The organism is Pseudomonas sp. SW-3, assembly GCF_016615645.1.
Classification (GTDB): domain Bacteria; phylum Pseudomonadota; class Gammaproteobacteria; order Pseudomonadales; family Pseudomonadaceae; genus Aquipseudomonas; species Aquipseudomonas mandelii.
The window spans coordinates 5,565,400-5,590,424 of the sequence record NZ_CP067098.1 but is presented as its reverse complement, the minus strand read 5'-3'; the positions used below and the strand labels follow the sequence as shown (position 1 = coordinate 5,590,424).

Annotated in this window: 25 protein-coding genes; 16 read left to right on the top strand and 9 right to left on the bottom strand. The window is 59.1% G+C overall.

All coding sequences use genetic code 11. The features are described from left to right. Positions 1-64: 64 nt before the first annotated feature. The 3 genes from JIO00_RS25300 to JIO00_RS25290 form a co-directional block, all read right to left on the bottom strand. Positions 65-421 (bottom strand): hypothetical protein, encoded by a 357-nt coding sequence (locus JIO00_RS25300; RefSeq protein ID WP_010467512.1) that lies wholly within the window; start codon positions 419-421, stop codon positions 65-67. 215 nt (positions 422-636) lie between these two features. After that, entirely contained in the window at positions 637-2,490 is a 1,854-nt protein-coding gene (locus JIO00_RS25295) for an Lnb N-terminal periplasmic domain-containing protein (protein WP_010467514.1), read from the bottom strand. A 93-nt stretch (positions 2,491-2,583) separates the two neighbouring features. After that, positions 2,584-3,072 (bottom strand): DUF3015 domain-containing protein, encoded by a 489-nt coding sequence (locus JIO00_RS25290; RefSeq protein ID WP_010467516.1) that lies wholly within the window; start codon positions 3,070-3,072, stop codon positions 2,584-2,586. Positions 3,073-3,348: 276 nt separating this feature from the next. On the opposite strand from JIO00_RS25290, the gene JIO00_RS25285 reads away from it, so the two are divergent. Together JIO00_RS25285 and JIO00_RS25280 are read left to right on the top strand one after the other, a co-directional pair. Beyond that, complete coding sequence (locus tag JIO00_RS25285; RefSeq protein ID WP_010467518.1) at positions 3,349-5,787, top strand: Lon protease family protein; 2,439 nt, start codon at positions 3,349-3,351, stop codon at positions 5,785-5,787. A 317-nt stretch (positions 5,788-6,104) separates the two neighbouring features. Beyond that, positions 6,105-6,425 carry a PA4575 family protein gene (locus JIO00_RS25280; protein WP_010467520.1) on the top strand — a complete coding sequence of 107 codons (321 nt, stop codon included), beginning with the start codon at positions 6,105-6,107 and terminating at the stop codon, positions 6,423-6,425. Between the two features lie 24 nt (positions 6,426-6,449). On the opposite strand, the gene JIO00_RS25275 is transcribed toward JIO00_RS25280, so the two are convergent. After that, positions 6,450-8,279, bottom strand: coding sequence for a hypothetical protein (locus tag JIO00_RS25275; RefSeq protein ID WP_200667049.1), 1,830 nt, complete (start codon positions 8,277-8,279; stop codon positions 6,450-6,452). Between the two features lie 171 nt (positions 8,280-8,450). On the opposite strand from JIO00_RS25275, the gene JIO00_RS25270 reads away from it, so the two are divergent. From JIO00_RS25270 to JIO00_RS25260, 3 genes are all read left to right on the top strand, one after another. Continuing rightward, complete coding sequence (locus JIO00_RS25270; RefSeq protein ID WP_007943976.1) at positions 8,451-8,939, top strand: TIGR00645 family protein; 489 nt, start codon at positions 8,451-8,453, stop codon at positions 8,937-8,939. Between the two features lie 209 nt (positions 8,940-9,148). Next, on the top strand, positions 9,149-9,454 hold the full coding sequence (locus tag JIO00_RS25265) for a DUF6482 family protein (RefSeq protein ID WP_010467524.1): 306 nt from the start codon (positions 9,149-9,151) through the stop codon (positions 9,452-9,454). Between the two features lie 126 nt (positions 9,455-9,580). Continuing rightward, complete coding sequence (locus tag JIO00_RS25260) at positions 9,581-10,198, top strand: FKBP-type peptidyl-prolyl cis-trans isomerase (protein WP_010467525.1); 618 nt, start codon at positions 9,581-9,583, stop codon at positions 10,196-10,198. A gap of 113 nt (positions 10,199-10,311) precedes the next feature. On the opposite strand, the gene JIO00_RS25255 is transcribed toward JIO00_RS25260, so the two are convergent. The 3 genes from JIO00_RS25255 to JIO00_RS25245 form a co-directional block, all read right to left on the bottom strand. Next, entirely contained in the window at positions 10,312-10,569 is a 258-nt protein-coding gene (locus JIO00_RS25255; RefSeq protein ID WP_010467526.1) for a PA4570 family protein, read from the bottom strand. A gap of 205 nt (positions 10,570-10,774) precedes the next feature. Further along, on the bottom strand, positions 10,775-11,116 hold the full coding sequence (locus JIO00_RS25250) for a zinc ribbon domain-containing protein YjdM (protein WP_010467527.1): 342 nt from the start codon (positions 11,114-11,116) through the stop codon (positions 10,775-10,777). 180 nt (positions 11,117-11,296) lie between these two features. Continuing rightward, positions 11,297-12,265, bottom strand: a complete 969-nt coding sequence (locus JIO00_RS25245) for a polyprenyl synthetase family protein (protein ID WP_010467528.1) — start codon at positions 12,263-12,265, stop codon at positions 11,297-11,299. A gap of 240 nt (positions 12,266-12,505) precedes the next feature. Between JIO00_RS25245 and rplU the strand changes: the two genes are divergently transcribed. From rplU to JIO00_RS25220, 5 genes are all read left to right on the top strand, one after another. Then, complete coding sequence (gene rplU, locus JIO00_RS25240; protein ID WP_003176051.1) at positions 12,506-12,820, top strand: 50S ribosomal protein L21; 315 nt, start codon at positions 12,506-12,508, stop codon at positions 12,818-12,820. Positions 12,821-12,854: 34 nt separating this feature from the next. Then, a complete protein-coding gene (gene rpmA, locus JIO00_RS25235; protein WP_003215862.1) occupies positions 12,855-13,130 on the top strand; it encodes a 50S ribosomal protein L27 in 276 nt (91 codons plus the stop codon). 193 nt (positions 13,131-13,323) lie between these two features. Beyond that, positions 13,324-14,547: an Obg family GTPase CgtA gene (gene cgtA / locus JIO00_RS25230; protein ID WP_010467530.1), complete on the top strand. Its 1,224-nt coding sequence runs from the start codon at positions 13,324-13,326 to the stop codon at positions 14,545-14,547. A gap of 123 nt (positions 14,548-14,670) precedes the next feature. Then, positions 14,671-15,789, top strand: coding sequence for a glutamate 5-kinase (gene proB / locus JIO00_RS25225; protein WP_010467532.1), 1,119 nt, complete (start codon positions 14,671-14,673; stop codon positions 15,787-15,789). Positions 15,790-15,801: 12 nt separating this feature from the next. Continuing rightward, positions 15,802-16,266: a CreA family protein gene (locus JIO00_RS25220; protein ID WP_010467533.1), complete on the top strand. Its 465-nt coding sequence runs from the start codon at positions 15,802-15,804 to the stop codon at positions 16,264-16,266. 184 nt (positions 16,267-16,450) lie between these two features. Here JIO00_RS25220 and rpsT read toward each other — a convergent pair whose 3' ends face one another. Next, positions 16,451-16,729, bottom strand: a complete 279-nt coding sequence (gene rpsT, locus JIO00_RS25215) for a 30S ribosomal protein S20 (RefSeq protein WP_008154937.1) — start codon at positions 16,727-16,729, stop codon at positions 16,451-16,453. 252 nt (positions 16,730-16,981) lie between these two features. Between rpsT and murJ the strand changes: the two genes are divergently transcribed. From murJ to ispH, 6 genes are all read left to right on the top strand, one after another. Further along, a complete protein-coding gene (murJ, locus tag JIO00_RS25210) occupies positions 16,982-18,520 on the top strand; it encodes a murein biosynthesis integral membrane protein MurJ (RefSeq protein ID WP_010467534.1) in 1,539 nt (512 codons plus the stop codon). A gap of 129 nt (positions 18,521-18,649) precedes the next feature. Beyond that, on the top strand, positions 18,650-19,600 hold the full coding sequence (gene ribF, locus JIO00_RS25205; RefSeq protein ID WP_010467535.1) for a bifunctional riboflavin kinase/FAD synthetase: 951 nt from the start codon (positions 18,650-18,652) through the stop codon (positions 19,598-19,600). After that, complete coding sequence (gene ileS / locus JIO00_RS25200; RefSeq protein ID WP_200667047.1) at positions 19,601-22,432, top strand: isoleucine--tRNA ligase; 2,832 nt, start codon at positions 19,601-19,603, stop codon at positions 22,430-22,432. Next, positions 22,425-22,937 (top strand): signal peptidase II, encoded by a 513-nt coding sequence (gene lspA / locus JIO00_RS25195; protein ID WP_010467537.1) that lies wholly within the window; start codon positions 22,425-22,427, stop codon positions 22,935-22,937. Before ileS ends, lspA begins: the two co-directional genes overlap by 8 nt. A gap of 7 nt (positions 22,938-22,944) precedes the next feature. Next, complete coding sequence (gene fkpB, locus JIO00_RS25190; RefSeq protein WP_010467538.1) at positions 22,945-23,382, top strand: FKBP-type peptidyl-prolyl cis-trans isomerase; 438 nt, start codon at positions 22,945-22,947, stop codon at positions 23,380-23,382. 157 nt (positions 23,383-23,539) lie between these two features. Next, positions 23,540-24,487 (top strand): 4-hydroxy-3-methylbut-2-enyl diphosphate reductase, encoded by a 948-nt coding sequence (gene ispH / locus JIO00_RS25185; RefSeq protein ID WP_010467539.1) that lies wholly within the window; start codon positions 23,540-23,542, stop codon positions 24,485-24,487. Here ispH and JIO00_RS25180 read toward each other — a convergent pair. Next, a complete protein-coding gene (locus tag JIO00_RS25180) occupies positions 24,456-25,013 on the bottom strand; it encodes a GspH/FimT family pseudopilin (protein ID WP_200667044.1) in 558 nt (185 codons plus the stop codon). The two genes, ispH and JIO00_RS25180, sit on opposite strands and share 32 nt — an antisense overlap. Positions 25,014-25,025: the final 12 nt, after the last annotated feature.

Below are 25,025 nucleotides of genomic sequence, written 5' to 3'. Positions count from 1 at the left end.
CTCCCGTTATAGGGTTTGGGCCATGGTTGCAGGCTTTTAGTTTCGATGGATGTCTGTCCGCGACTCATTGCGAGCGATAGGCACGGGCGGCGTCCTGGTCCTTTTGTTGCTGCCAGGCTTTGTCGCGGTCGTCCCAGTGGTGGCTGCGATAGTCCTCGCGATCCTCGCTTTCGCGCATGGCCTGGCACTGGCGAAAACCGTCGCTCCAGCCTTCGGCGTACTGCTTGTCCTTGAGATAACGCGGAACGTTCTTGCGAAATTCCCCGGTGATTGCCCCGGCAGCTTGCCGGCCACTGCTGCAACCGTCATCGAAACCATCGGCGAACGCCGGTGGATAACCCTTGGCGATCAAATCCTCGTGGGTCGTCTGGCAACCCGCGATCAACATCAACAATCCCAGCACACCTGCGCAACGCCACATCTCCGACTCCCGTGCCGTTGGACGGCCTATGGGTGAAGTCTAGGAGTGGATTCGTGAGGCAGTTGTGAAAGGCGTGTGATTAATCTGTTGGCCACCACACATCCGCTGTGGGATCGAGCCTGCTCGCGATGGCGGTGTATCAGTCAACACTGATGTCGACTGATACACCGCCATCGCGAGCAGGCTCGATCCCACGGGGACGGTGGGGTGTCAGGTCAATAGTGATACCACTTCACCTCAAGCATCACTTCGTTCTCGGGCGAGGCGAGGTGGCTGAATTCGCGCTGGGCACTCAGGCGCAGGCCCAGGTTGCGCGACAGTTCCCACTGCTGGTTGAGGCTCACACTGCGGCGCACCTCGCCGTTGGTGAAGAAATCGCCCTTGGTTTCCAGGCTGAAGTTGCCCAGTGGGTTTTTCCACAGCAGACCGCTATTGAAACCTGCCGCCGGTGCGATAAAGCCCGCGAAGTCGTTGTTGTGTTCGACACGCACGGTGCCCAGTGCAAAGCCGAGCATGTCTTCACCCAACTGCCAGGTGCCGCCGCCACCGCCGTTGACGTGGCTGACCAGCGTTTCATCGTCATGCTTGCCTGGCACGCGTTCCAGGCCGCCCGTGACTTGCCACGATAATGGCTTCAACAACTCATTGCGCGGCGTCAGGGAGCGAATGGTCGCCAGGTCCAGTTGCTGGAACTGCCAGTCATTGCCTTCGTACTGGCGCAGTTTCATCTGCAGGATTTCGATCTGCGCACCGAGCGGGAAGCTCTCGGCGTTATCGTTGAGGTCGTGATACGCCATGCGCAGGCCATATTCGCCAAAGGCCTTGTCGCCCCGGGTGCCGATGCCGGCTTGCCAGGTGCGGGATTCATGACCGTCCTCGGGCAGGCCGGGCCTCGGGATGTCCAGCTCAGGGGCGGGGTTCTGGTTGATCGCCCGCAGCAGTTCGAAACTGCGTTGCGCCCTCTCAGGGTCGCGCTCCTGACCGTTGGCGCGATAGCGTTCGAGGCGGTAAGACGCATCGATGATCAGCGCCTGGCGGTCGCGCGGTTGAGCCTTGAACGCCGGTGTCTGCAATTGCTTTTGGTCGGCGCTGACTTTCAGCACCCACTCCTGTTCTTCGTCAGTCAACGGCTCGGCGCGGCTCAGCAGTTCCCGTTCACGGGACGGACGATACTGAATGGATTCCACCAGCCCGGCTTCTTTCACCGCTTTGACGGTATCGGTCGGAATGGCCGTCAGTGGGAACTGTTCGGTCAGGCGCAGGCTTGGCCGCGCCACCTGCAGCAGCTCAAGCAGGCGATAGGAGCAGTTTTCGTCGAAAAAGAAATAGTCGAACTGGATCTGCTTCAACTCCCAGACGTGCTCGACCATGCGCTCGGTTTCTGCCTGCGTCAGGTTCAGCCGGTACTCCCACAGGTCCCGGTTTTCGAGGCTGCGGTATTCCGAGAGTTTTTCCTGATACGGCACCAGCGCGAACAGCCCCGGATAGCCGCCCATCAAGCCTTTCCAGGCGTAGAGGATGCTGTTATCCGAACCTTCGATGTAGGCGCCGAAGTTGATCGCGTAACTGAGCAGCGCGGTGTGATCACTCTGCACATCGGCCTGGTCGATGCGCAGCAAGGTATGGCCGAACATCGATGACGGACTGTTCAGGTAAGCCGCCGGGAAAATCATCACCGCGCTATGGGGCGAGACATCCTTGAACCATTGCTTGAACTCAGTGCAATCGAGCGCCGGCAAATCAGTCAGGTTGAGCTGCGCTTTCAACCAGCGGGTGCGCGCCGGGTACACACATTGGGCATGTTGTTCGCCCGCACTGGCCGGGGCGTACAGCGCCTGCACGGTGGCCGCCAGTTCGCGGTCGGGGTGTTCGTTACCGTCGGGTGCGAGAAAGAACTTTTTGTCGCTGACATAGCTGCGCCAGCCGCCCAGCTTGGCGGTTTCGTAATGGCCCAGGGAAATCCAGAAAGGGTCGTTGGCCAGTTGCTGCAAACGTTGATTGTCGACATGTGGCGCGGCGGACAGCGGGGCGCAGACACAGAGCGCCAGCCAGGCAAGGCGTTTGAGCATAGTGAGCAACTTAAGTCGAAAAAAAATAAAGACCCAAGGGGGACAGGTCCAAAAAATAAAACCCGCCCCCCGAAAGGAGCGGGTGGGTCGAGCTTAAGCTTGAGTAGCGTACTTGGCCAGACGTGGATCGTTCTTCAGAACGGCCAGGGTGTTGGTATGCACGTCGTCAGCGGTCACGTCAGCCTTGCTGAAGATCTGCTGGAAGTGCTGGTGAGTCACAGCGGCGAAGTGCGCACGGTCTTCCGGCGCCACGCCCAGTACCACGGCATAGGTCGTCAGCGCTTCGCCGTTACCTTTGGCCATGTCTTCGGACAGCTCGTTCATCATGCCATTCATGGCAAACCAGGATTTGCCGCCATAAGTCAGCGACGCATTAGTCGAGCAACCGTTGGTACCAGAAGTCATACCGAACGTTGCGTTACCGGAAGTGCCGTTGGTGGTGGATGCCAGGAAGTGAGCCGGGGTGCCACGCTGACCTTCGAACAGCATGTTGCCCCAACCGCAATCCGGGCCGCCTGGCGCTTGGGCCATGGCGTTGATGGATACAGCGGTGAAGAGAGTACCGAGAAGAATCCGTTTCATAGCTTTGTTCTCTTTATGTGCATACCAATGGACAAGGGGTCTGGCCCAATCCGGCGCCAGTGGGCCAGTTATTAATCCAGCCGCGCAGTTTGGAGTTTAGGCACGTTCCTGGGGTTCCGTGATTTTTTGCAAAACATTCGTTGAAATCATTGATTTGTCCCCGGCCGGCTTGGAGATGACGGTTTGTCTATGCTTTGGCTGGAGGCGCGCCTTGCAAGTGAGGTATGGGCAGCGCCAGAATGCCGCTATCTGCCCCGCCTGATGTAAGGAAGCCCGATGCCTGATCCTGTTGCTGCCAGCTTGCGTCTAGCGCCTGAAGCGCTGACCCGTCCGTTTTCCGCTGAACAGTTCAGCTTCTCTACCACCAATGATCTGGAGCCCTTTCGCGGTGTGCTTGGCCAGGAACGTGCGGTCGAAGCCTTGCAGTTCGGCGTGGCCATGCCACGCCCCGGTTACAACGTATTTGTCATGGGTGAGCCCGGCACCGGCCGGTTTTCGTTCGTCAAACGCTACCTGAAAGCCGAAGGCAAGCGCCTGCAGACCCCGGCCGACTGGGTCTACGTCAATAATTTCGATGAGCCTCGCGAGCCTCGTGCACTGGAATTGCCATCGGGCACTGCTGGCGCCTTCATCGGTGACATCAACGGCTTGATCGACAACCTGCTGGCGACTTTTCCGGCAGTGTTCGAGCACCCGTCCTACCAGCAGAAAAAAAGCGCCATCGACCGCGCCTTCAACCAGCGCTACGACAAGGCACTGGACGTGATCGAGCGCCTGGCGCTGGAGAAGGAGGTCGCGCTTTACCGCGACGCCAGCAACATCGCGTTCACGCCCATGAGCGAAGGCAAGGCCCTGGACGAAGCGGAATTCGCCCAGTTGCCGGAAGCCGATCGCGAGCGTTTCCACGACGATATTTCCGGTCTGGAGGAGCGACTGAACGAAGAGCTCGCCAGCCTGCCGCAATGGAAGCGCGAGTCGAGCAATCAGCTGCGCCACCTCAACGAAGAAACCATCACGTTGGCCTTGCAGCCGTTGCTGTCGCCGTTGTCGGAGAAATACGCCGAGAACGCCGCCGTTTGCGGTTACCTGCAAGCCATGCAGGTCTACCTGCTCAAGACCGTGGTCGAGCAACTGGTGGACGACAGCAAGACCGACGCCGTCGCCCGCAAATTGCTGGAAGAGCAATACGCCCCGAGCCTGGTGGTCGGTCATTCGTCCAGCGGCGGTGCGCCGGTGGTCTTCGAGCCGCACCCGACTTACGAAAACCTGTTTGGCCGCATTGAATACAGCACCGATCAGGGCGCGATGTACACGACCTATCGGCAACTGCGGCCGGGCGCATTGCACCGGGCCAACGGCGGTTTCCTGATCCTTGAAGCGGAAAAAATGCTCAGCGAGCCGTTCGTGTGGGATGCGCTCAAGCGCGCTCTGCAATCGCGCAAGCTGAAAATGGAGTCGCCGCTCGGTGAGCTGGGCCGCCTGGCCACCGTGACCCTGACGCCGCAACACATCCCGTTGCAGGTCAAAGTCGTCATCATCGGTGCGCGTCAGCTGTATTACACGCTGCAAGACCTCGATCCGGACTTCCAGGAGATGTTCCGCGTCCTGGTGGATTTCGACGAAGACATCCCGATGGTCGACGAGAGCCTGGAGCAGTTCGCCCAGTTGCTCAAAACCCGCACCTCGGAAGAAGGCATGGCGCCGCTGACGGCCGATGCCGTGGCGCGCCTGGCGACTTACAGCGCGCGCCTGGCCGAACACCAGGGGCGTTTGTCGGCGCGCATCGGTGATCTGTTCCAGCTGGTCAGCGAGGCGGACTTCATTCGTCACCTGGCGGGGGACGAGATGACCGATGCCGGGCATATCGAACGGGCGCTAAAGGCCAAGGCCACCCGTACCGGGCGGGTCTCTGCGCGGATTCTCGATGACATGCTCGCCGGGATCATCCTGATCGACACGGACGGCGCCGCCGTCGGCAAGTGCAACGGGCTGACCGTGCTGGAAGTCGGCGACTCGGCGTTCGGTGTGCCGGCGCGGATTTCCGCCACGGTCTACCCGGGCGGCAGCGGCATCGTCGACATCGAGCGCGAGGTCAACCTCGGCCAGCCGATCCACTCCAAGGGTGTGATGATCCTCACCGGGTATCTGGGCAGTCGTTACGCTCAGGAATTCCCGCTGGCGATTTCCGCGAGTATCGCGCTGGAGCAGTCCTACGGTTACGTCGATGGCGACAGTGCGTCGCTGGGCGAGGCGTGCACGCTGATTTCGGCCCTGTCGAAAACGCCGCTCAAGCAATGCTTTGCGATCACCGGCTCGATCAACCAGTTCGGTGAAGTGCAGGCGGTAGGCGGGGTCAACGAGAAGATCGAAGGCTTCTTCCGACTCTGCGAAGCCCGTGGGCTGACCGGTGAGCAGGGGGCGATCATTCCTCACGCCAACGTCGCCACGCTGATGCTCGACGAGAAGGTGCTCTCGGCGGTGCGTGCGGGGCAGTTCCATGTCTACGCCGTGCGCCAGGCTGACGAGGCGTTGAGCCTGTTGGTCGGAGAGCCGGCCGGTGCGCCGGATGCCGATGGCCAGTTCCCCGAAGGCAGCGTTAACGCACGGGTGGTGGAACGCTTGCGCGTGATCGCGGAAATGATCAGCGAAGAAGACCTCAAGGAAGCCGAGAAAGAAGCGGCGCTGGAGGCCCTGGTGGAGGCCAAACCGGCCTGACCGATCTGAGGATCACCCCGATCCACAGTGGGAGCGAGCCTGCTCGCGATGTGGCACTTTCATCCAACACATGTGTTGGCTGAAAGTTCGCTATCGCGGGCAGGCTCACTCCCACATTTGTGATGTGTCCACTTCAAGAAAGTGCCATCACTCTGACGTCAATATTCACACAATGACCATTCGGCGCCTTCTGGTCTGACTTGACGTGCTAGTCAGACTTTTCTTCTATTCTCAGCTCAAGGATATCGACAGTAATCACTGGATCGAGACAGCCTTCCCGTGGGGGCTGAACACCGGATCTACCGAGGGTCGCCGCCATGTCGCGCAACCTCTGCCTCACCCGTCAATGCCTGGGCCTTGTGACCCGTATCGAGTGTGCCATCCGTCCGTTGGCGGGGGATACGGGCATGTGGACCTTGCTCTTCGCCGCCGGAATGGCCGGCGAACAACCTTCCGCCATCAAGGCGCAGGGACCGTTTCATGGGCCTTTCGTGGCGGAGTCCATCCTCGACACGATTGTTGAAAGCCTGACGCTGCATGGCTACGAACTGGCCGATGACCCACAAATCTGGTGCCTGCACCTGCAAGCCCAGCTGCGGGAAATCAACGGGGGCCGTTGCCGCAACCTCAATGGCTGAGTTCGGCGCGGCCACTGAAACCGGTTATTGATCAAGGTGGCTCAAATCCGCCTTGGCCAGTTTGACCTCGAAACCATATTGCACCGTGGTGAGGTCGGTTCGCTGATAGGTTTCCAGACGTGTTGGCTGGCCATAGAAGTAATGCACGGCAAATAGCGCCGGGCCTTCTGCGCTCGCGTCGTGAGTGACCGAAAGGATTTCTTTCAGATAGTTTCCAGAGTCGTCCTTGGCGAAAAAACGCCACTCCTGGGCAGGAAACAGCTTCAAATCAACCACCAAGGCATTGCCTTTGAGTTCCAGGCCTTTGGGCAACTTATGGGCGTCGAGCGTTTGTTTGGCCACCGTCGCCAGAAACAGCGGCATGGAGCCCACTGCATAGGCCGGTGTTTCCGGAAACAGGTTCAAGTCATAGGTGATGGCGCCACGTAGCGGATCGACCTCGTAAGCCTCAAGCGGCAGCTCGATCGGCCCATCGCGCTTGCCACTGCCATCCTCCGTAAAGAACGTGACCGGGCTATCGCCAGCGCTGAACGATGTACCGAGCATCTCGTCATTGAAGCTTCTGGGGTGGTCGAACTCGATGCGTGCGGCGCTGGGGTCATCCACCGACTGACTGACGATGATGCCCTTCTTCAGCTGTTCCTCACTCAATGTCGCGCCCTTGAGCCAGGTCGGGGCCTGATCGTCATACACCACCACCGGTAGGGTCAGTGGCTGGATGGTTTTTGCCGTGGTGTGTGAGTCAAAGCGGCGCACCGGCAGGTTCAGGTCCTTGTGGGTCACCGTGGCGGCCGAGAAATCCAGAACGCTCACTTCAACGGTTTCGACCGGACCGTTGAAATACACTTTGGTGTAATGATTCTTCTGCTGCGCCTCGAAGGTGCGCTGTTCTTCGTCGATCTGCTTTTCGAAAGTCTCGCTCCAGGCTTTCTGCTGCTGAATTTTCGCCAGTTGTTTTTGATAGAAGGCAATTTGCGCAGCGGTTTCGTTGATCGAACCCGATCGCGAGAGGAATTGCCCGGTGGTGTCCCTGGCCTGGACGATCAGCGGATTCAACGGTGTTTCGCTGACTTCAGGGGCCAGTGGTGCGCTGTTGTTGAAGTCGATTTCGGCGTAGTTGTTGCCCAGTTTCAGCAAGGTGACGCTGAGGTTGTCGTTGGTGCGGGTCTGGCCAACGTCTTTTTTCGTCAGGTCGAAGGTGTAGAGCCGGCGCGGGGCGATGACCTCGACCTTGCCTTGCAGGCTCACCGGTTGAGGCTGGTTCTTGTTGTCCATGTCCAGACCGTCGATGAACGGATAGGTCACCGTCAGATCATCCGGGTTGGTCAGGTTGGAACTCGAGGGGCTCAGTTGAATGCCGGGATCGGTTTCCGACCATTCCGGCTGGAACGCGATGACGCGCTTGTTGCTCAAGGTCACCGATTGCCATTCCAGGCCATGGGGAAAGAGAAACGCTGCCGGAATGTTGAAGTTGAAAGGGAACACCGGTTGCAGGTCGGTCAGGTAGTCGGAACTGGAATCCTTGTGCAGCACGAACAGGCCGTTGATGTAGGTGTCGACCAAAGCCTGAGGCGTGGGGTAGTGCTTGAGCACGGCGAGAACGTCTTCGCCGTATTCGGTTTCCACGGGTTTGCTGTCGAGCTTGAGTTGCGCACGCTCGAGCAACAGCAGTGAACCGCCGAGTTCGGCAACGGCATCCCTGAGCTTTGGATCCTCAATCGCATCCAGAGACTTCTCGAACTGCGCGGTCTTTTCCTCGAGGCTAGTCTGGCGCTTCTCATCGCTGGGTGAGCAGCCGCCCAGCAGCAGAGCCAGGCAAATGCCGGCACTCGTTATTGGCAATCGCACATCCATTTCCAGTCTTCCTGTCCGATGTCGCTGAGCTGTCAATAGTCTGGACACTAGCAGAAAAACTTTGTGGCACACGCGCAGGTCGCGGATTTGCCGAAGGTTTCTGGCTGCTTCAGGGTATAGACAGGGGGCTGGTATACTTGCGGCCATTTTCAACATCACGTGTGAGATTCAATGGAACGCTTTATCGAAAATGCAATGTATGCCTCCCGCTGGCTGCTGGCACCGATCTACTTCGGTCTGTCCCTTGGGCTACTGGCGCTGGCGCTGAAATTCTTCCAGGAAGTTTTCCACGTCATTCCCAACGTATTCTCGATGGCCGAGTCGGACCTGATCCTGGTGCTGCTGTCGCTGATCGACATGGCACTGGTGGGTGGCTTGCTGGTGATGGTGATGATCTCCGGTTACGAGAACTTCGTTTCCCAGCTGGACATCGACGACAGCAAGGAAAAGCTCAACTGGCTGGGCACCATGGATTCGTCTTCGCTGAAGATGAAAGTGGCGGCCTCCATCGTGGCGATTTCGTCGATCCACCTGTTGCGGATTTTCATGGACGCCAAGAACGTCGATCCCGAGCATTTGAAGTGGTACGTGATTATTCACATGACGTTCGTCGTGTCGGCGTTTGCCATGGGTTATCTGGATAAGCTGACCAAGCACTGACGCTCACAAAGCCCTGTAGGAGCGAGGCTTGCCCGCGAAGGGGCCGTGTCAGTCGATACAGTTGTTGCCCGTCACACCGCCTTCGCGGGCAAGCCTCGCTCCTACAGTCAGGTGCAAACAGACGGGCGGTGTCGTTTGTGGCTTGTACTTTGAGGTGCCGAAGCCTATGCATGTATTGATATTGGCTTGACACCGTATGAGGTGCATTCATGAACCTTGTTGAATTACGTGCATATGCCATCGCAGGGAAAGTCGATGAGCTGAACCTGATTTCTATGGAAGGCGGGATCTACCTGCTGGAGGCGCGCATGCATGGGGCGGCGTATCCGTTAAGTGATGCCCACGACCATATGCTCCACCTGCGTTCGGTGGAGCATGCGCGTCAAGTGCTGCACCGCCTCCCCACCTTGCCTTTCAACCTTGTGCACACGTCGGTCCATGATGAAATGTGCGGACTCGGTGCCAATGCAGAAGAGGGCCTGAAGGTGCCGATCGCCTTCAGTTCTCGCTGGTAGCAATGACCCCCTGATCAGCGCAACGGCATCTGTGCTAGTCTGCTGGCCCTTTTGGTTCCGGGCGCTCCGGGACGCGCTGTGCACGCACGGCAAGTTCCCGGGCCGTCCGCACAGCGGAGCAGTGTCATGTCCGAAGTAAATCTGTCCACCGACGAAACCCGCGTCAGCTACGGCATTGGCCGTCAGCTGGGCGACCAACTGCGCGACAACCCGCCACCGGGCGTTAACCTGGACGCGATCCTGGCTGGCCTGACCGACGCGTTCGCCGGTAAGCCTAGCCGTGTCGGTCAGGAAGAAATGTCCGCCAGCTTCAAGGTGATCCGCGAAATCATGCAGGCCGAAGCGGCTGCAAAAGCCGAAGCGGCCGCTGGCGAAGGCCTGGCTTTCCTGGCTGAAAACGCCAAGCGTGACGGCATCACCACCCTGGCCTCGGGCCTGCAATTCGAAGTGCTGACTCAAGGTGAAGGCGCCAAGCCAACCCGTGAAGATCAAGTGCGCACTCACTACCACGGCACCCTGATCGACGGCACTGTGTTCGACAGCTCCTACGATCGTGGCCAGCCTGCAGAATTCCCGGTTGGCGGCGTGATCGCTGGCTGGACCGAAGCCCTGCAACTGATGAATGCCGGTAGCAAATGGCGCCTGTACGTGCCGAGCGAACTGGCTTACGGCGCTCAAGGCGTTGGCAGCATTCCGCCGCACAGCGTTCTGGTATTCGACGTCGAACTGCTCGACGTTTTGTAAGCTCTTGATTCTGTAGGAGTGAAGCTTGCTCGCGAATGCATCACCTCGGTTCAAGTCAGAACCGAGTTGTCAGGTTCGCGGGCAAGCCTCGCTCCTACGGGGCTTAGTGCTACTCATACTTCGATCTTGTGGTTCAGATCGCTCGTCGGGCGCAACGCCCGGGCGTAGCAGAACAGAAACAGATTGCGCACCAGTTCCTTGAGCACCACCGGCTCGCAGGAACTCAAGCCATTGACGTCCAGATCACCCTGATCCTGCAGCTCGTTCAAGGCTTCTTCTTCAAGCACTGCACAGACTTCCCCGGTTTCCCGATGCAGGATCCTGAGGTAGGGGTGTGGGCGGTCCAGCCAGGCATCGATCAAATAAGTCATGGGTCTCATCTCCATTGATGGGTTTCAATGAGAATAATTCTTATTCATTAAATAGCAAGGACCTATTGGCGGTTTGTGATTTTTTCCGGGTAAAGATTGCGTAAGGTCAAAACGGCTGGCGTTTGGCTATTGCGAGGATATGTGGGGAGAGGCGGGGCGGGTGAAGCACCATCCCACGCAGGGCGCGGGATGGAAGACAACAGAATCAGACTTTTCTGACGAACTCGGACTTGAGCTTCATCGGGCCGATGCCGTCGATCTTGCAGTCGATGTCGTGATCGCCATCGCACAGGCGGATGTTCTTGACCTTGGTGCCGACCTTGACCACCAGCGACGTGCCTTTGACCTTCAGGTCCTTGATCACGGTGATGGTGTCGCCGTCCTGCAGGACGTTGCCGACCGAATCTTTTTTCACGGTGTCATCGGACGCCGCTTCGGCTTCGCCGCTGGCGGACCACTCGTGGGCGCACTCGGGGCAGATCAGCTGAGCGCCGTCTTCGTAGGTGTATTCGGAATTGCATTTTGGGCAGGGTGGCAACGTGCTCACTAAAGCTCCTTGGATTCAGGATCGCTAAAAAGCGCACATTATATAGGGTTTTAGCTGGGAGGGGGCGACGCCAAAAAACTGTGGGAGCGAGCCTGCTCGCGAAAGCGGTGTGCCAGTCAGCATTCGACTGACAGATTGCTTTCGCGAGCAGGCTTGCTCCCACAGGGTATTACGGTGCAGTTAGTGCGTACGGGCGACCGCAAACTCACTGAGCTCAACCAATGCATCGCGGTATTCGCTGGCGGGCAGCGCGTCGAGGCATTTGATTGCACGGGCCACGTAATCGCGGGCCAGTTGCGCGGTGTAATCCAGCGAACCGGACGCTTCCACGGCTTCGCGGATGCTTTCCAGGTCTTCGATACCGCCTTTCTGGATCGCCTTGCGCACCAGTGCAGCCTGCTCCGGCGTGCCTTCGCGCATGGTGTAGATCAGCGGCAGGGTCGGCTTGCCTTCGGCCAGGTCGTCACCGACGTTCTTGCCCAGGGTTTCCGCGTCGCCACGGTAGTCCAGCAGGTCGTCGACGAGTTGGAAGGCCACGCCCAGATGATCGCCGAAGGTGCGCAGCGCTTCGCTCTGTTCCGGTGTGGCACCAGCCAGGGCTGCCGCACTGTGGGTCGAAGCTTCGAAGAGCATCGCGGTTTTGCCGCGGATGACTTCCATGTAGGTTTCTTCGGTGGTGCTGGCATCACGCACTTTAGACAGCTGCAGCACTTCGCCTTCGGCGATGATGCGCGTGGCTTGCGAAAGGATCTTCATCACCGGCATGGAGCCCAGTTCGACCATCATTTCGAAGGAGCGCGAATACAGGAAGTCGCCCACCAGCACGCTTGGCGCGTTGCCCCACATGGCGTTGGCGGTCGAGCGGCCACGGCGCATGCCGGACATGTCGACCACGTCGTCGTGCAGCAGGGTGGCGGTGTGCAGGAACTCGATGGTCGCGGCCAGCAGGCGCAGGTCATCGCCTTCGCGACCCAGAGCCTTGCCACACAGCAACACTAATAGGGGACGCAGGCGTTTACCGCCAGCCGAGGTAATGTAATCGCCGATTTTCGATACCAGCGGCACTCGGGAAGTCAGCTGCTTCTTGATGATGCCGTCGACGGCGCTAAAATCGTCCGCCACCGCGCGGTAGAAAGCTTGGGGTTGCATCAGCGACAGTTGCTCCAGAAGGGTTGCGCGGCATGCTAGGACCCACGTCGGCGGGTGTCAAGGCACGATGGACGGCCTCTTGCATCGCCCCGGCAGCTTGCGTACAATCGCGCACCCTGAACTTCCTGGGCAGCACCTGCCTTACGCAATTGCAAACAGGCCTTCCAGCCCAATGCAGCCATGCCAGCCAATACCTCTTCTTATAAAGAGCTGGGTGAGCAGGATTATCGGAGAAATACCATGTCGTACGCAGTAATTGTTACTGGTGGCAAGCAATACAAGGTCGCCCCAGGTGAATACCTGAAGATCGAAAAACTGGAAATCGCTACCGGCGAATCCGTTACTTTTGATCGCGTTCTGTTGGTCGCCAATGGCGATGACGTGAACATCGGCGCTCCAGTTGTTGCTGGCGCTACCGTTGTGGCTGAAGTGATCTCCCAAGGTCGTCACGATAAAGTCCGCATCATCAAGTTCCGTCGTCGTAAGCACCACATGAAGCGTATGGGCCACCGCCAGTGGTACACCGAGATCAAAATCACCGGTATTCAGGCTTAATTTCAGCCTAATTCCTCACTAGGAGAATTGACTCATGGCACACAAAAAAGCTGGTGGTAGTACCCGTAACGGTCGCGACTCAGAAGCCAAACGCCTTGGCGTGAAGATGTATGGCGGCCAGGTTATCATTCCGGGCAACATCATCGTGCGTCAGCGCGGCACCCAATTCCACGCCGGTTACGGTGTTGGCATGGGTAAAGATCACACTCTGTTCGCTAAAATCGACGGCGTGATCAAGTTCGAAGTAAAAGGCGCTTTCAACCGCCGTTACGTGAGCATTGTCCCGAAGACTGAAGTCGTCGCGGCATAATTGCGTAGTTGCTGGAAAAGCCCTGTCTCGCGACGGGGCTTTTTCGTTTGTGGGGTGAGTCTCTTGCAAAGCTGTTTGTGATGGGCTCCAGCGCTGGATTTGCGGTCGTTGATTGAGGTCGCTGCGCTCATTTTTGCAAGAGTCTTATGTCTAGATTTTTTCGGCTCGTCCGTATGACGAGAGGCGTTTTGTTATGAAGTTTGTTGACGAAGTATCGATTCGAGTAAAAGCCGGTGACGGCGGCAACGGTTGCATGAGCTTCCGTCGCGAGAAATTCATTGAAAACGGCGGCCCGAACGGCGGTGACGGTGGTGATGGCGGCTCGGTCTACATGATCGCCGACGAAAACCTCAACACCCTGGTGGACTACCGTTACACCCGGCATTTCGATGCCGAGCGCGGTTCCAACGGCGGCAGCACCGACTGCACCGGCAAGAAAGGTGAAGAGTTGGTGCTGCGTGTTCCGGTTGGCACCACCGTCATCGACTCAGCCACTCAGGAAGTGATCGGCGACCTGACCAAGGCTGGCCAGAAACTGCTGGTGGCTCATGGCGGCTGGCACGGTCTGGGTAACACCCGTTTCAAATCCAGTACCAACCGTGCTCCGCGCCAGACCACTCCGGGTAAGCCGGGCGAGGCGCGTGATCTCAAGCTGGAAATGAAAGTATTGGCTGACGTCGGTCTGCTGGGTTTGCCGAACGCCGGTAAAAGTACCTTCATTCGCTCCGTATCGGCCGCCAAGCCGAAAGTCGCCGACTACCCGTTCACCACGCTGGTGCCGAACCTGGGTGTGGTCAGCGTCGATCGCTGGAAGAGCTTCGTGGTCGCGGACATTCCGGGCCTGATCGAAGGTGCTTCCGATGGCGCTGGCCTGGGGATTCGCTTCCTCAAGCACTTGTCGCGTACCCGTTTGCTGTTGCACCTCGTGGACATGGCGCCGCTGGATGACGCCAGCGCTCCGGATGCTGCTGAAGTGATCGTCAGCGAGCTGACCAAGTTCAGTCCGTCCCTGGCTGAGCGTGATCGCTGGTTGGTGCTGAACAAGTGCGACCAGATCCTTGAAGAAGAGCATGACGCTCGCGTCAAGGAAATCGTTGATCGCCTGGAATGGACCGGTCCGGTCTATGTGATCTCCGCCATCTCCAAGCTGGGCACCGAGCGTCTGTGCCACGACATCATGCGTTACATGGAAGATCGTGCTGACCGTCTGGCTAACGACCCGGTTTACAAGGAAGAGCTGGCCGAGCTCGATCAGCGCATCGAAGACGAAGCCCGTGCCCAGTTGCAAGCGCTGGATGACCAGCGTGCCCTGCGTCGCAGCGGCGTGAAGTCGGTCCATGACATCGGCGACGATGACTGGGACGAAGAAGATGTGGATGACGAAGACGGTCCGGAAATCATTTACGTGCGTGACTGATTCGTTGCAGTAAACTTAAGCGCCGCTCAATCGAGCGGCGTTTTAGTATCTGGAAATCGGTAGTCACGAATAACGTTACGGGCGGCGCTGGGTCGCGCTGCCCTCAAGCTAAGGTTGAAGATGATGCGGAGCAAGGTGACAGGTGCGCAGCGTTGGGTCGTGAAGATCGGCAGCGCTTTGCTGACGGCTGACGGCAAGGGCCTGGATCGCGCGGCAATGAGTGTCTGGGTCGAGCAGATGGTGGCTTTGCATGAGGCGGGCGTCGAACTGGTGCTGGTGTCCTCCGGGGCGGTGGCGGCGGGGATGAGTCGCCTGGGCTGGACCGTGCGACCCAGTGCAATGCACGAGCTGCAGGCCGCTGCCGCCATCGGTCAGATGGGCCTGGTGCAAGCCTGGGAGTCGAGCTTTGCCGAGCATGGCCGGCATACCGCGCAGATTCTCCTGACGCACGATGACTTGTCTGACCGCAAGCGTTACCTGAACGCCCGCAGCACCCTGCGTGCGTTGGTCGAGCTGAAAGTGATCCCGGTGATCAACGAAAACGACACCGTGGTCACCGACGAGATCCGCTTCGGCGACAACGACACCCTGGCGGCGCTGGTGGCCAATCTGGTCGAGGCGGACTTGCTGGTGATCCTCACCGATCGCGACGGCATGTTCGATGCCGATCCGCGCAACAACCCCGACGCCAACCTGATTTACGAGGCGCGCGCCGATGATCCGGCGCTGGATGCCGTCGCTGGCGGTACCGGTGGTGCGTTGGGTCGTGGCGGTATGCAGACCAAATTACGTGCTGCACGCCTGGCGGCGCGTTCCGGTGCGCACACCATCATCGTCGGCGGGCGCATTGAGCGTGTTCTGGATCGTCTGAAGGCGGGCGAGCGCATCGGCACCTTGTTGTCACCTGAGCGCGGCATGCTGGCGGCGCGCAAGCAATGGCTGGCCGGTCATCTGCAGACCCGTGGCACCCTGGTGCTGGATGCGGGTGCAGTGACCGCGCTGTCCCAGGGCAACAAAAGTTTGCTGCCGGTTGGCGTCAAACTGGTTCAAGGCAGTTTCCGGCGCGGTGAAATGGTGGTGTGCGTGGCGCCGGACGGTCGTGAAATTGCCCGTGGCCTGGCCAACTACAGCGCGCTGGAAGCACAAAAAATCATCGGTCAGTCGTCTGAGGCGATTGTCGGTCTGTTGGGTTACATGGCGGAGCCGGAACTGGTTCACCGCGATAACCTGATTCTGGTCTGAAGGAATATTTGAATGCGTGTGGCAAAAGGATTGTTGGGTTTGCTGTTGGCAATGCCGCTGCTGGCTTCGGCTGAGGAGATTGGCCAAGTATCGACGGTGTTCAAGTTCGTCGGCCCGAACGACCGTATCGTCGTCGAGGCGTTTGATGATCCGAAGGTCGAGGGTGTGACTTGCTACCTCTCGCGGGCCAAGACGGGCGGTGTGAAAGGTGGGTTGGGTTTGGCGGAAGATCGCGCTGAAGCGTCTATCGCGTGCCGTCAGGTAGGTCCGATCAGCTTCAAGGGTGAGCTGAAGGATGGCGATGAGGTGTTCAAGGAGCGCACGTCGCTGGTGTTCAAGACCATGCAGGTGGTGCGCTTCCTCGACAAGAAGCGCAATACGCTGGTGTATCTGGTCTACAGCGATCGCTTGATCGAAGGCAGCCCGCAGAATGCGGTGACGGCGATCCCGATCCTGCCGTGGACGCACGCCCAATAAGCTGGCGCAAATCGAAATGTGGGAGTGAGCCTGCTCGCGATAGCGGTGTAACAGTCGGCATCAATGTTGAGTGTTGCACCGCTATCGCGAGCAGGCCCACTCCCACATTTTTTTGCGCGGCGTTTACCAAATCGCAGGCAATAAAAAACCGACCCTGAGGTCGGTTTTTCAACAAGCTTATCGCTTATGCGGCTACAGCAAGGTTCAGAGCCTTGACGTGACCGTTCAGGCGGCTCTTATGACGAGCTGCCTTGTTCTTGTGGATGATGCCTTTATCGGCCATACGGTCGATAACTGGCACAGCCAGAACGTAAGCTGCTTGAGCTTTTTCAGCGTCTTTTGCGTCGATGGCCTTAACTACATTCTTGATGTAGGTACGAACCATGGAACGCAGGCTGGCGTTGTGGCTGCGACGCTTCTCAGCCTGTTTTGCACGTTTTTTGGCGGAAGGTGTGTTGGCCACCGTCGAGCTCCTCGAAAGACTTTTTAGGAAATAGCAAACAAAATAGGCCGCGAATCATGCCGATGAGTTGATGTCTTGTCAAGGGCGGTTGAGACGTTCCGCTAAGTGGTAGGTATAAAGAGGCGGGATATTTATTTCCGGCGCTTGACCTGTAAACTCGCGAGCTTTGGCTCTGTGCTGCTGCGGCGCGGAGTATCGCATAAGTAGGCGCTTTGTTCGCCTGCTGTTTATCGACAGGCACAAACTCTTTCAATGAATCTGCTCAAATCGTTGGCCGCCGTCAGCTCTATCACGATGCTTTCCCGGATTCTGGGGTTCGTTCGTGACACCCTCATCGCACGCACATTTGGCGCCGGGATGGCGACGGACGCCTTCTTTATCGCCTTCAAACTGCCCAATCTGCTGCGAAGAATCTTCGCCGAGGGTGCCTTTTCCCAGGCATTCGTGCCGATTCTTGCTGAATACAAGAGCCAGAAGGGCGAGGAGGCGACGCGAACGTTCATCGCTTACGTGTCTGGACTGCTGACGCTGGTACTGGCCCTGGTCACCGCGCTGGGCATCCTCGCCGCGCCGTGGGTCATCTGGGCAACTGCGCCGGGTTTTACCGATACCCCGGAAAAATTCGAGCTGACGACCGATCTGTTGCGCGTGACTTTTCCTTATATATTACTGATCTCCCTGTCTTCATTGGCCGGTGCGGTCCTCAATACGTACAACCGATTCTCGGTGCCGGCTTTCGTGCCGACGTTGCTCAACGTCAGCATGATCGTCTTTTCGGTATTCCTCACGCCATACTTCGACCCTCCCGTCATGGCCTTGGGTTGGGCGGTACTGGTGGGTGGCCTGGCGCAGTTGCTTTATCAGCTGCCCCACCTGAAAAAGATCGGCATGCTCGTGCTGCCACGCCTGAATCTGCGTGACAGCGGTGTCTGGCGGGTGATGAAGCAGATGTTACCGGCGATTCTCGGCGTGTCAGTGAGCCAGATTTCCCTGATCATCAACACCATCTTCGCCTCGTTCCTGGTCGCCGGCTCCGTGTCGTGGATGTATTACGCCGACCGTTTGATGGAGTTGCCGTCCGGCGTACTGGGCGTAGCGTTGGGCACCATTCTGCTGCCGACCCTGGCCAAGACCTACGCCAGCAAAGATCGCCACGAATATTCGCGAATCCTCGATTGGGGCCTGCGTCTGTGCTTCGTGCTGGTGTTGCCGTGTTCTCTGGCACTGGGGATTCTGGCCGAGCCGCTGACCGTTTCGCTGTTCCAGTACGGCCAATTCAGCGCGTTTGATGCCTCCATGACACAGCGGGCGTTGATCGCTTATTCAGTCGGTTTACTCGGAATTATCGTGATCAAAGTGCTGGCGCCGGGCTTTTATGCGCAACAAAACATCCGCACTCCGGTAAAAATAGCGATTTTCACCCTGATCGTTACTCAGCTGTTCAACCTCGTGCTCATCGGCCCGCTGGCTCACGCCGGTCTGGCCCTGGCCATCAGCATCGGTGCCTGCATCAACGCCGGGCTATTGTTCTATCAGCTGCGCAAGCAGCAGATGTATCAACCGCAACCGGGTTGGGCCAAATTCGGTCTGAAGCTTGTGATTGCGGTGTTGGTGATGTCTGCTGTGCTGCTGGCCGGGATGCACTTCATGCCGGCCTGGGATCAGGGGCATATGCTGGAGCGGTTCCTGCGCCTGGGCGCGTTGGTCGCTGCCGGGGTGATCAGTTATTTCGGCATGCTGCTGTTGATGGGCTTTCGTTTGCGCGACTTCAATCGCAAGGCGCTGAGCTGAGGCTTGGGCCTCGATAAACATGGGCGAACCGGCAGTTTTGTCGGCTCGATTACTTTGGGTTACGGTGTTGCCTGTCGTCGGCCGCCGGGTGTGGTTATAATCGACCACTTTATGAGCAAGAAGCGCGTTATGCAGCTGGTTCGAGGCCTCCACAACCTGCGCCCCCAGCATCGGGGCTGTGTCGCCACTATTGGCAACTTTGACGGTGTTCACCGTGGCCACCAGGCTATCCTGGCGAGGCTGCGTGAGCGCGCTATCGAGTTGGGCGTGCCCAGCTGCGTGGTGATTTTCGAACCACAGCCGCGAGAGTTCTTCGCCCCGGACACGGCCCCGGCCCGTCTGGCCCGGCTGCGGGACAAACTGCAGCTGCTGGCCGACGAAGGTGTCGACCGGGTCCTGTGCCTGGCCTTCAACCACCGGCTGAGCAAGCTCAGTGCCAGTGAATTCGTCGATGCCATTCTGGTCGACGGTCTCGGCGTCCAGCACCTGGAGGTCGGTGACGACTTCCGGTTCGGCTGTGACCGGGTAGGGGATTTCGATTTCCTGCAGCAGGCTGGCATCGTTCAGGGCTTTACCGTTGAAGCGGCGCAAACCGTCGAGCTGGACGGCATTCGCGTCAGCAGCACGCAGGTCCGCAATGCCCTGGCCGCTGCCGATTTTGCCTTGGCCGAGCGGCTGCTCGGGCGTCCGTTCCAGATCACCGGGCGGGTCCTGCATGGCCAGAAGCTGGCGCGCCAACTGGGTACGCCCACCGCCAACATTCAACTCAAGCGTCGTCGCGTGCCCTTGACCGGGGTGTACCTGGTCAACGTCGACATCGACGGCAAGACCTGGCCCGGCGTCGCCAATATTGGCGTGCGGCCCACGGTACAAGGTGATGGCAAAGCCCACCTCGAAGTGCACCTTTTAGATTTTGCCGGCGATCTGTATGACCGGCGTTTGACGGTGGTTTTCCACCACAAGCTGCGTGAAGAGCAGCGTTTCGCCTCTCTGGAGGCGCTTAAGACGGCGATCAATGCGGATGTTGCCGCCGCCCGTGCCCTGTCGCACCTAGCGCCAATCGCTAATGAAGAGCCTTAAATGACCGACTATAAAGCCACGCTAAACCTTCCGGACACCGCCTTCCCAATGAAGGCCGGCCTGCCTCAGCGCGAACCGCAGATTCTGCAGCGCTGGGACAGCATTGGCCTGTACGGTAAGTTGCGCGAGATTGGCAAGGATCGTCCGAAGTTCGTACTTCATGATGGTCCTCCTTACGCCAACGGCACGATTCACATCGGTCATGCGCTGAACAAGATTCTCAAGGACATGATCATCCGCTCGAAAACCCTGTCGGGTTTCGACGCGCCTTATGTTCCGGGCTGGGATTGCCACGGTCTGCCGATCGAACACAAAGTCGAAGTGACCCACGGCAAAAACCTGGGCGCGGACAAGACCCGCGAACTGTGCCGCGCCTACGCCACCGAGCAGATCGAAGGCCAGAAATCCGAATTCATCCGTCTGGGCGTGTTGGGCGACTTCGCCAACCCGTACAAGACCATGGATTTCAAGAACGAGGCCGGTGAAATCCGCGCGCTCGCCGAAATCGTCAAGGGCGGTTTCGTGTTCAAGGGCCTGAAGCCCGTGAACTGGTGCTTCGACTGCGGTTCAGCCCTGGCTGAAGCGGAAGTCGAGTACGAAAACAAAAAGTCCTCGACCATCGACGTGGCCTTCCCGATTGCCGACGAAGCCAAGCTGGCTGCCGCTTTCGGTCTGGGGTCCCTGGCCAAGCCTGCCTCGATCGTGATCTGGACCACCACCCCGTGGACCATCCCGGCCAACCAGGCGCTGAACGTTCACCCGGAATTCAACTACGCCCTGGTCGACGTCGGCGACAAACTGCTGGTGCTGGCTGAAGAGCTGGTCGAGTCGTGCCTTGCCCGCTACAGCCTGGAAGGCTCGGTCATCGCGACCACCACCGGTAAAGAACTGGAACTGATCAACTTCCGTCACCCGTTCTACGATCGCCTGTCGCCGGTTTACCTGGCCGATTACGTTGAGCTGGGCGCTGGCACCGGCGTGGTTCACTCCGCCCCGGCCTATGGCGTGGACGACTTCGTGACCTGCAAGAAGTACGGCATGGTCAACGACGACATCCTCAACCCGGTACAGAGCAACGGCGTCTACGTGACATCGCTGGAGTTCTTCGGCGGCCAGTTCATCTGGAAAGCCAACCCGGCCATCGTCGACAAACTGACCGAAGTCGGTGCGCTGCTGCACACCACCATCATCGAACACAGCTACATGCACTGCTGGCGTCACAAGACCCCGCTGATCTACCGCGCCACCGCGCAGTGGTTCATCGGCATGGATAAAGAGCCTGTCAGCGGCGACACCCTGCGCAAGCGCGCACTGAAAGCCATCGAAGAGACTCAGTTCGTCCCGGCCTGGGGCCAGGCACGTCTGCACTCGATGATCGCCAACCGTCCAGACTGGTGCATCTCCCGTCAGCGCAACTGGGGCGTGCCGATCCCGTTCTTCCTGAACAAGGAAAGCGGCGAGCTGCACCCGCGCACTGCCGAGCTGATGGAAGAAGTCGCCAAGCGTGTTGAAGTCGAAGGCATCGAAGCGTGGTTCAAGATGGACGCTGCCGAACTGCTGGGTGACGAGGCGCCGCTGTACGACAAGATCAGCGACACCTTGGACGTCTGGTTCGATTCGGGCACCACGCACTGGCACGTCCTGCGCGGTTCGCACCCGATGGGCCACGAGACCGGCCCGCGTGCCGACTTGTACCTGGAAGGTTCGGACCAACACCGTGGCTGGTTCCACTCGTCCTTGCTGACTGGTTGCGCCATCGACAACCACGCGCCGTACCGCGAGCTGCTGACCCACGGTTTCACCGTGGATGAGTCCGGTCGCAAAATGTCCAAATCGCTGGGCAACGTGATCGCGCCGCAAAAGGTCAACGACACCCTGGGCGCCGACATCATGCGGCTGTGGGTGGCTTCCACCGATTACTCGGGTGAAATGGCGGTTTCCGAGCAGATTCTGCAACGCAGTGCGGACGCCTACCGGCGCATCCGTAACACCGCGCGCTTCCTGCTCTCCAACCTGACCGGGTTCAATCCGGCCACCGACATCCTGCCGGCCGAGGAAATGCTCGCCCTGGACCGTTGGGCCGTGGACCGCACCCTGCTGCTGCAACGCGAGTTGCAAGAGCACTACGGCGAATACCGCTTCTGGAACGTCTACTCCAAGATCCACAACTTCTGCGTGCAGGAGCTGGGTGGTTTCTACCTCGACATCATCAAGGACCGTCAGTACACCACTGGCGCCAACAGCAAGGCGCGCCGTTCGGCGCAAACCGCGCTGTACCACATCTCCGAAGCGCTGGTGCGCTGGATCGCGCCGATCCTCGCCTTCACCGCCGACGAGCTGTGGGAATACCTGCCGGGCGAGCGCAACGAATCGGTGATGCTCAACACCTGGTACGAAGGCCTGACCGAACTGCCGGACAACGTCGAACTGGGCCGCGCCTACTGGGAGCGGATCATGGCGGTGAAGGTCGCGGTCAACAAGGAAATGGAAATCCAGCGCGCGGCCAAGGCCGTCGGTGGCAACCTGCAAGCCGAGGTGACGCTGTTCGCCGAAGAAGCGCTGAGCGCCGACCTGGCCAAGCTGAGCAACGAACTGCGCTTCGTGCTGATCACCTCGACCGCCAGCGTGGCGCCTTTTGTTCAGGCACCTGCGGACGCGGTAGTCACCGAAGTCAGCGGCCTGAAGCTGAAAATCGTCAAGTCGGCCTTCGCCAAGTGCGCCCGTTGCTGGCACTGCCGTGAAGACGTCGGCGTGAACCCGGAGCATCCGGAAATCTGCGGTCGTTGCGTCGACAACATCAGCGGTGCGGGCGAGGTTCGTCATTATGCCTAACGCTGCTGGCCGTTTCGGACGGCTGAGCTGGCTCTGGTTGAGCTTGCTGGTTCTGGTCATCGACCAGGCCAGCAAGTTCTACTTCGAAGGCTCGTTGAAGATGTACCAGCAAATCGTGGTGATTCCCGATTATTTCAGCTGGACCCTGGCCTACAACACTGGCGCGGCATTCAGCTTCCTGGCCGACAGCTCCGGCTGGCAGCGCTGGTTGTTTGCCCTGATCGCCGTGGTGGTCAGTGCGGTGCTGGTGGTGTGGCTCAAGCGTCTGGGGCGCAACGAAACCTGGCTGGCCGTCGCTTTGGCGCTGGTGCTGGGCGGGGCGCTGGGCAATCTGTATGACCGCATCGCCCTGGGCCATGTGATCGACTTCATTCTGGTGCATTGGCAGAACCGCTGGTATTTCCCGGCGTTCAACTTTGCCGACAGCGCCATCAGCGTCGGCGCCGTTATGCTCGCGCTGGACATGTTCAAAAGTAAAAAGACCGGAGAAGCCGTTCATGACTGAACAGGTATTGGCTGAGCAACGCATCCGCCAGAACACGGAAGTCACTTTGCACTTTGCACTGCGCCTGGAGAACGGCGACACCGTCGACAGCACCTTCGACAAAGCCCCGGCGACCTTCCAGGTCGGCGATGGCAACCTGTTGCCAGGTTTCGAAGCAGCGCTGTTCGGCTTCAAGGCAGGCGACAAGCGCACGCTGACGATTCAGCCGGAAAACGCGTTTGGCCAGCCGAACCCGCAAAACGTGCAGATCATCCCGCGTTCGCAGTTCAAGGACATGGAGCTTTCGCCGGGTTTGCTGGTGATCTTCAACGATGCGGCCAATACTGAGCTGCCTGGCGTGGTGAAGGAATTCGATGACGAGCAAGTGACCATCGACTTCAACCACCCGCTGGCCGGCAAGACATTGACCTTTGACGTAGAAATCATCAGCGTCAAATCGCTGTAACTGACCGAATGCGGTCCAATGTAGGGGCAGAGCTTGCTCGCGAAGGCGTCATCACATTCACCATCAATGTCGACTGACGCACCGCTTTCGCGAGCAAGCTTCGCTGCTACAGGGATGTAATGTTCTAATTTCTTGCGCGCAAGACACGAGGCACAGCATGCAAATCAAACTCGCCAACCCCCGTGGCTTCTGCGCCGGCGTGGACCGGGCGATCGAAATCGTCAACCGCGCCCTGGAAGTCTTCGGGCCGCCTATCTATGTGCGCCACGAAGTGGTCCACAACAAATTCGTCGTCGAGGACCTGCGTGCTCGCGGGGCGATCTTCGTCGAAGAACTGGATCAGGTGCCGGACGATGTCATCGTGATCTTCAGTGCCCACGGGGTTTCCCAGGCTGTGCGTACCGAAGCCGCTGGCCGTGGCCTGAAAGTGTTCGACGCGACCTGCCCGCTGGTGACCAAGGTGCACATCGAAGTCGCGCGTTACAGCCGTGACGGCCGTGAATGCATTCTCATCGGCCACGCCGGTCACCCGGAAGTCGAAGGCACCATGGGCCAGTACGATGGCAGCAACGGTGGTGCCATCTATCTGGTTGAAGACGAGAAAGACGTCGCCGCGCTGCAGGTGGTCAATCCCGACAAACTCGCGTTCGTGACCCAGACCACGCTGTCCATGGACGACACCAGCCGCGTGATCGACGCTCTGCGTGCACGCTTCCCGGCGATCGGTGGTCCGCGCAAGGACGATATCTGCTACGCCACGCAAAACCGTCAGGACGCCGTCAAACAACTGGCCGACGAATGCGATGTGGTCTTGGTGGTTGGCAGCCCGAACAGCTCCAACTCCAACCGCTTGCGTGAACTCGCCGAGCGCATGGCCACCCCGGCTTATCTGATCGATGGCGCCGAAGACCTGCAAAAAAGCTGGTTCGACGGTGTCGAGCGTATCGGCATCACCGCTGGCGCCTCCGCACCGGAAGTGCTGGTGCGTGGCGTGATCCAGCAGTTGCAGGCCTGGGGTGCTACCGGGGCCGATGAATTGGCGGGTCGCGAGGAGAACATCACATTCTCCATGCCTAAAGAGTTGCGCGTGCGCTCCCTGCTTTAACTTTTTTTCCTCCCGGACATAGCGCCTGCTCAGCCTTATCGCTGCGCAGGCTGACGCGACCGGTCGCGGCCAGCACCACCTGAAGCTGGCTAACCGGTTCGCGGACTGTGCAAACGTGCAGCGTCCCCGCTTGAAACGCCCGGCTAGGCATCTGTGGCTCGCCGATACGGCTGAAACGGATGTATCGTCTGACCGGCCAATTGCCAACAATCGGCACCCGAGCGCCACTCACGCGCTCAATCAGCAGCGGATTGCTGCTGTCCTCCGGCCCTTTGCCGCTGATATCCAGAATGATGCGCCAGCCCTGACCCCAGTCGTCGTTGATGCCATGAATGACGATGGTCTGATTTCGCGCGAGAGCTTCGCTTCTGGCGCTGCGAATACCACTGGCAAGAGACTTTGCCGCCGCCTCGCGATGATTCGATTCTGTAAGGGCCGCGAACGCCGGACTGACCAACAGCAGAACAATCCCGGCAATTGTCAGTCCCATGAGCAGTTCGATCAGGCTGAAACCTCGCTGATGCATGTCATCTCCCTC

Excerpts from the sequence above, each read along its gene's own strand:
- JIO00_RS25300 (WP_010467512.1), bottom strand. The coding sequence starts at position 421 with ATGTGGCGTTGCGCAGGTGTGCTGGGATTGTTGATGTTGATCGCGGGT.
- JIO00_RS25295 (WP_010467514.1), bottom strand. The coding sequence starts at position 2,490 with ATGCTCAAACGCCTTGCCTGGCTGGCGCTCTGTGTCTGCGCCCCGCTG.
- JIO00_RS25290 (WP_010467516.1), bottom strand. The coding sequence starts at position 3,072 with ATGAAACGGATTCTTCTCGGTACTCTCTTCACCGCTGTATCCATCAAC.
- JIO00_RS25285 (WP_010467518.1), top strand. The coding sequence starts at position 3,349 with ATGCCTGATCCTGTTGCTGCCAGCTTGCGTCTAGCGCCTGAAGCGCTG.
- JIO00_RS25280 (WP_010467520.1), top strand. The coding sequence starts at position 6,105 with ATGTCGCGCAACCTCTGCCTCACCCGTCAATGCCTGGGCCTTGTGACC.
- JIO00_RS25275 (WP_200667049.1), bottom strand. The coding sequence starts at position 8,279 with ATGGATGTGCGATTGCCAATAACGAGTGCCGGCATTTGCCTGGCTCTG.
- JIO00_RS25270 (WP_007943976.1), top strand. The coding sequence starts at position 8,451 with ATGGAACGCTTTATCGAAAATGCAATGTATGCCTCCCGCTGGCTGCTG.
- JIO00_RS25265 (WP_010467524.1), top strand. The coding sequence starts at position 9,149 with ATGAACCTTGTTGAATTACGTGCATATGCCATCGCAGGGAAAGTCGAT.
- JIO00_RS25260 (WP_010467525.1), top strand. The coding sequence starts at position 9,581 with ATGTCCGAAGTAAATCTGTCCACCGACGAAACCCGCGTCAGCTACGGC.
- JIO00_RS25255 (WP_010467526.1), bottom strand. The coding sequence starts at position 10,569 with ATGACTTATTTGATCGATGCCTGGCTGGACCGCCCACACCCCTACCTC.
- JIO00_RS25245 (WP_010467528.1), bottom strand. The coding sequence starts at position 12,265 with ATGCAACCCCAAGCTTTCTACCGCGCGGTGGCGGACGATTTTAGCGCC.
- rplU (WP_003176051.1), top strand. The coding sequence starts at position 12,506 with ATGTCGTACGCAGTAATTGTTACTGGTGGCAAGCAATACAAGGTCGCC.
- rpmA (WP_003215862.1), top strand. The coding sequence starts at position 12,855 with ATGGCACACAAAAAAGCTGGTGGTAGTACCCGTAACGGTCGCGACTCA.
- cgtA (WP_010467530.1), top strand. The coding sequence starts at position 13,324 with ATGAAGTTTGTTGACGAAGTATCGATTCGAGTAAAAGCCGGTGACGGC.
- proB (WP_010467532.1), top strand. The coding sequence starts at position 14,671 with ATGCGGAGCAAGGTGACAGGTGCGCAGCGTTGGGTCGTGAAGATCGGC.
- JIO00_RS25220 (WP_010467533.1), top strand. The coding sequence starts at position 15,802 with ATGCGTGTGGCAAAAGGATTGTTGGGTTTGCTGTTGGCAATGCCGCTG.
- murJ (WP_010467534.1), top strand. The coding sequence starts at position 16,982 with ATGAATCTGCTCAAATCGTTGGCCGCCGTCAGCTCTATCACGATGCTT.
- ribF (WP_010467535.1), top strand. The coding sequence starts at position 18,650 with ATGCAGCTGGTTCGAGGCCTCCACAACCTGCGCCCCCAGCATCGGGGC.
- ileS (WP_200667047.1), top strand. The coding sequence starts at position 19,601 with ATGACCGACTATAAAGCCACGCTAAACCTTCCGGACACCGCCTTCCCA.
- lspA (WP_010467537.1), top strand. The coding sequence starts at position 22,425 with ATGCCTAACGCTGCTGGCCGTTTCGGACGGCTGAGCTGGCTCTGGTTG.
- ispH (WP_010467539.1), top strand. The coding sequence starts at position 23,540 with ATGCAAATCAAACTCGCCAACCCCCGTGGCTTCTGCGCCGGCGTGGAC.
- JIO00_RS25180 (WP_200667044.1), bottom strand. The coding sequence starts at position 25,013 with ATGCATCAGCGAGGTTTCAGCCTGATCGAACTGCTCATGGGACTGACA.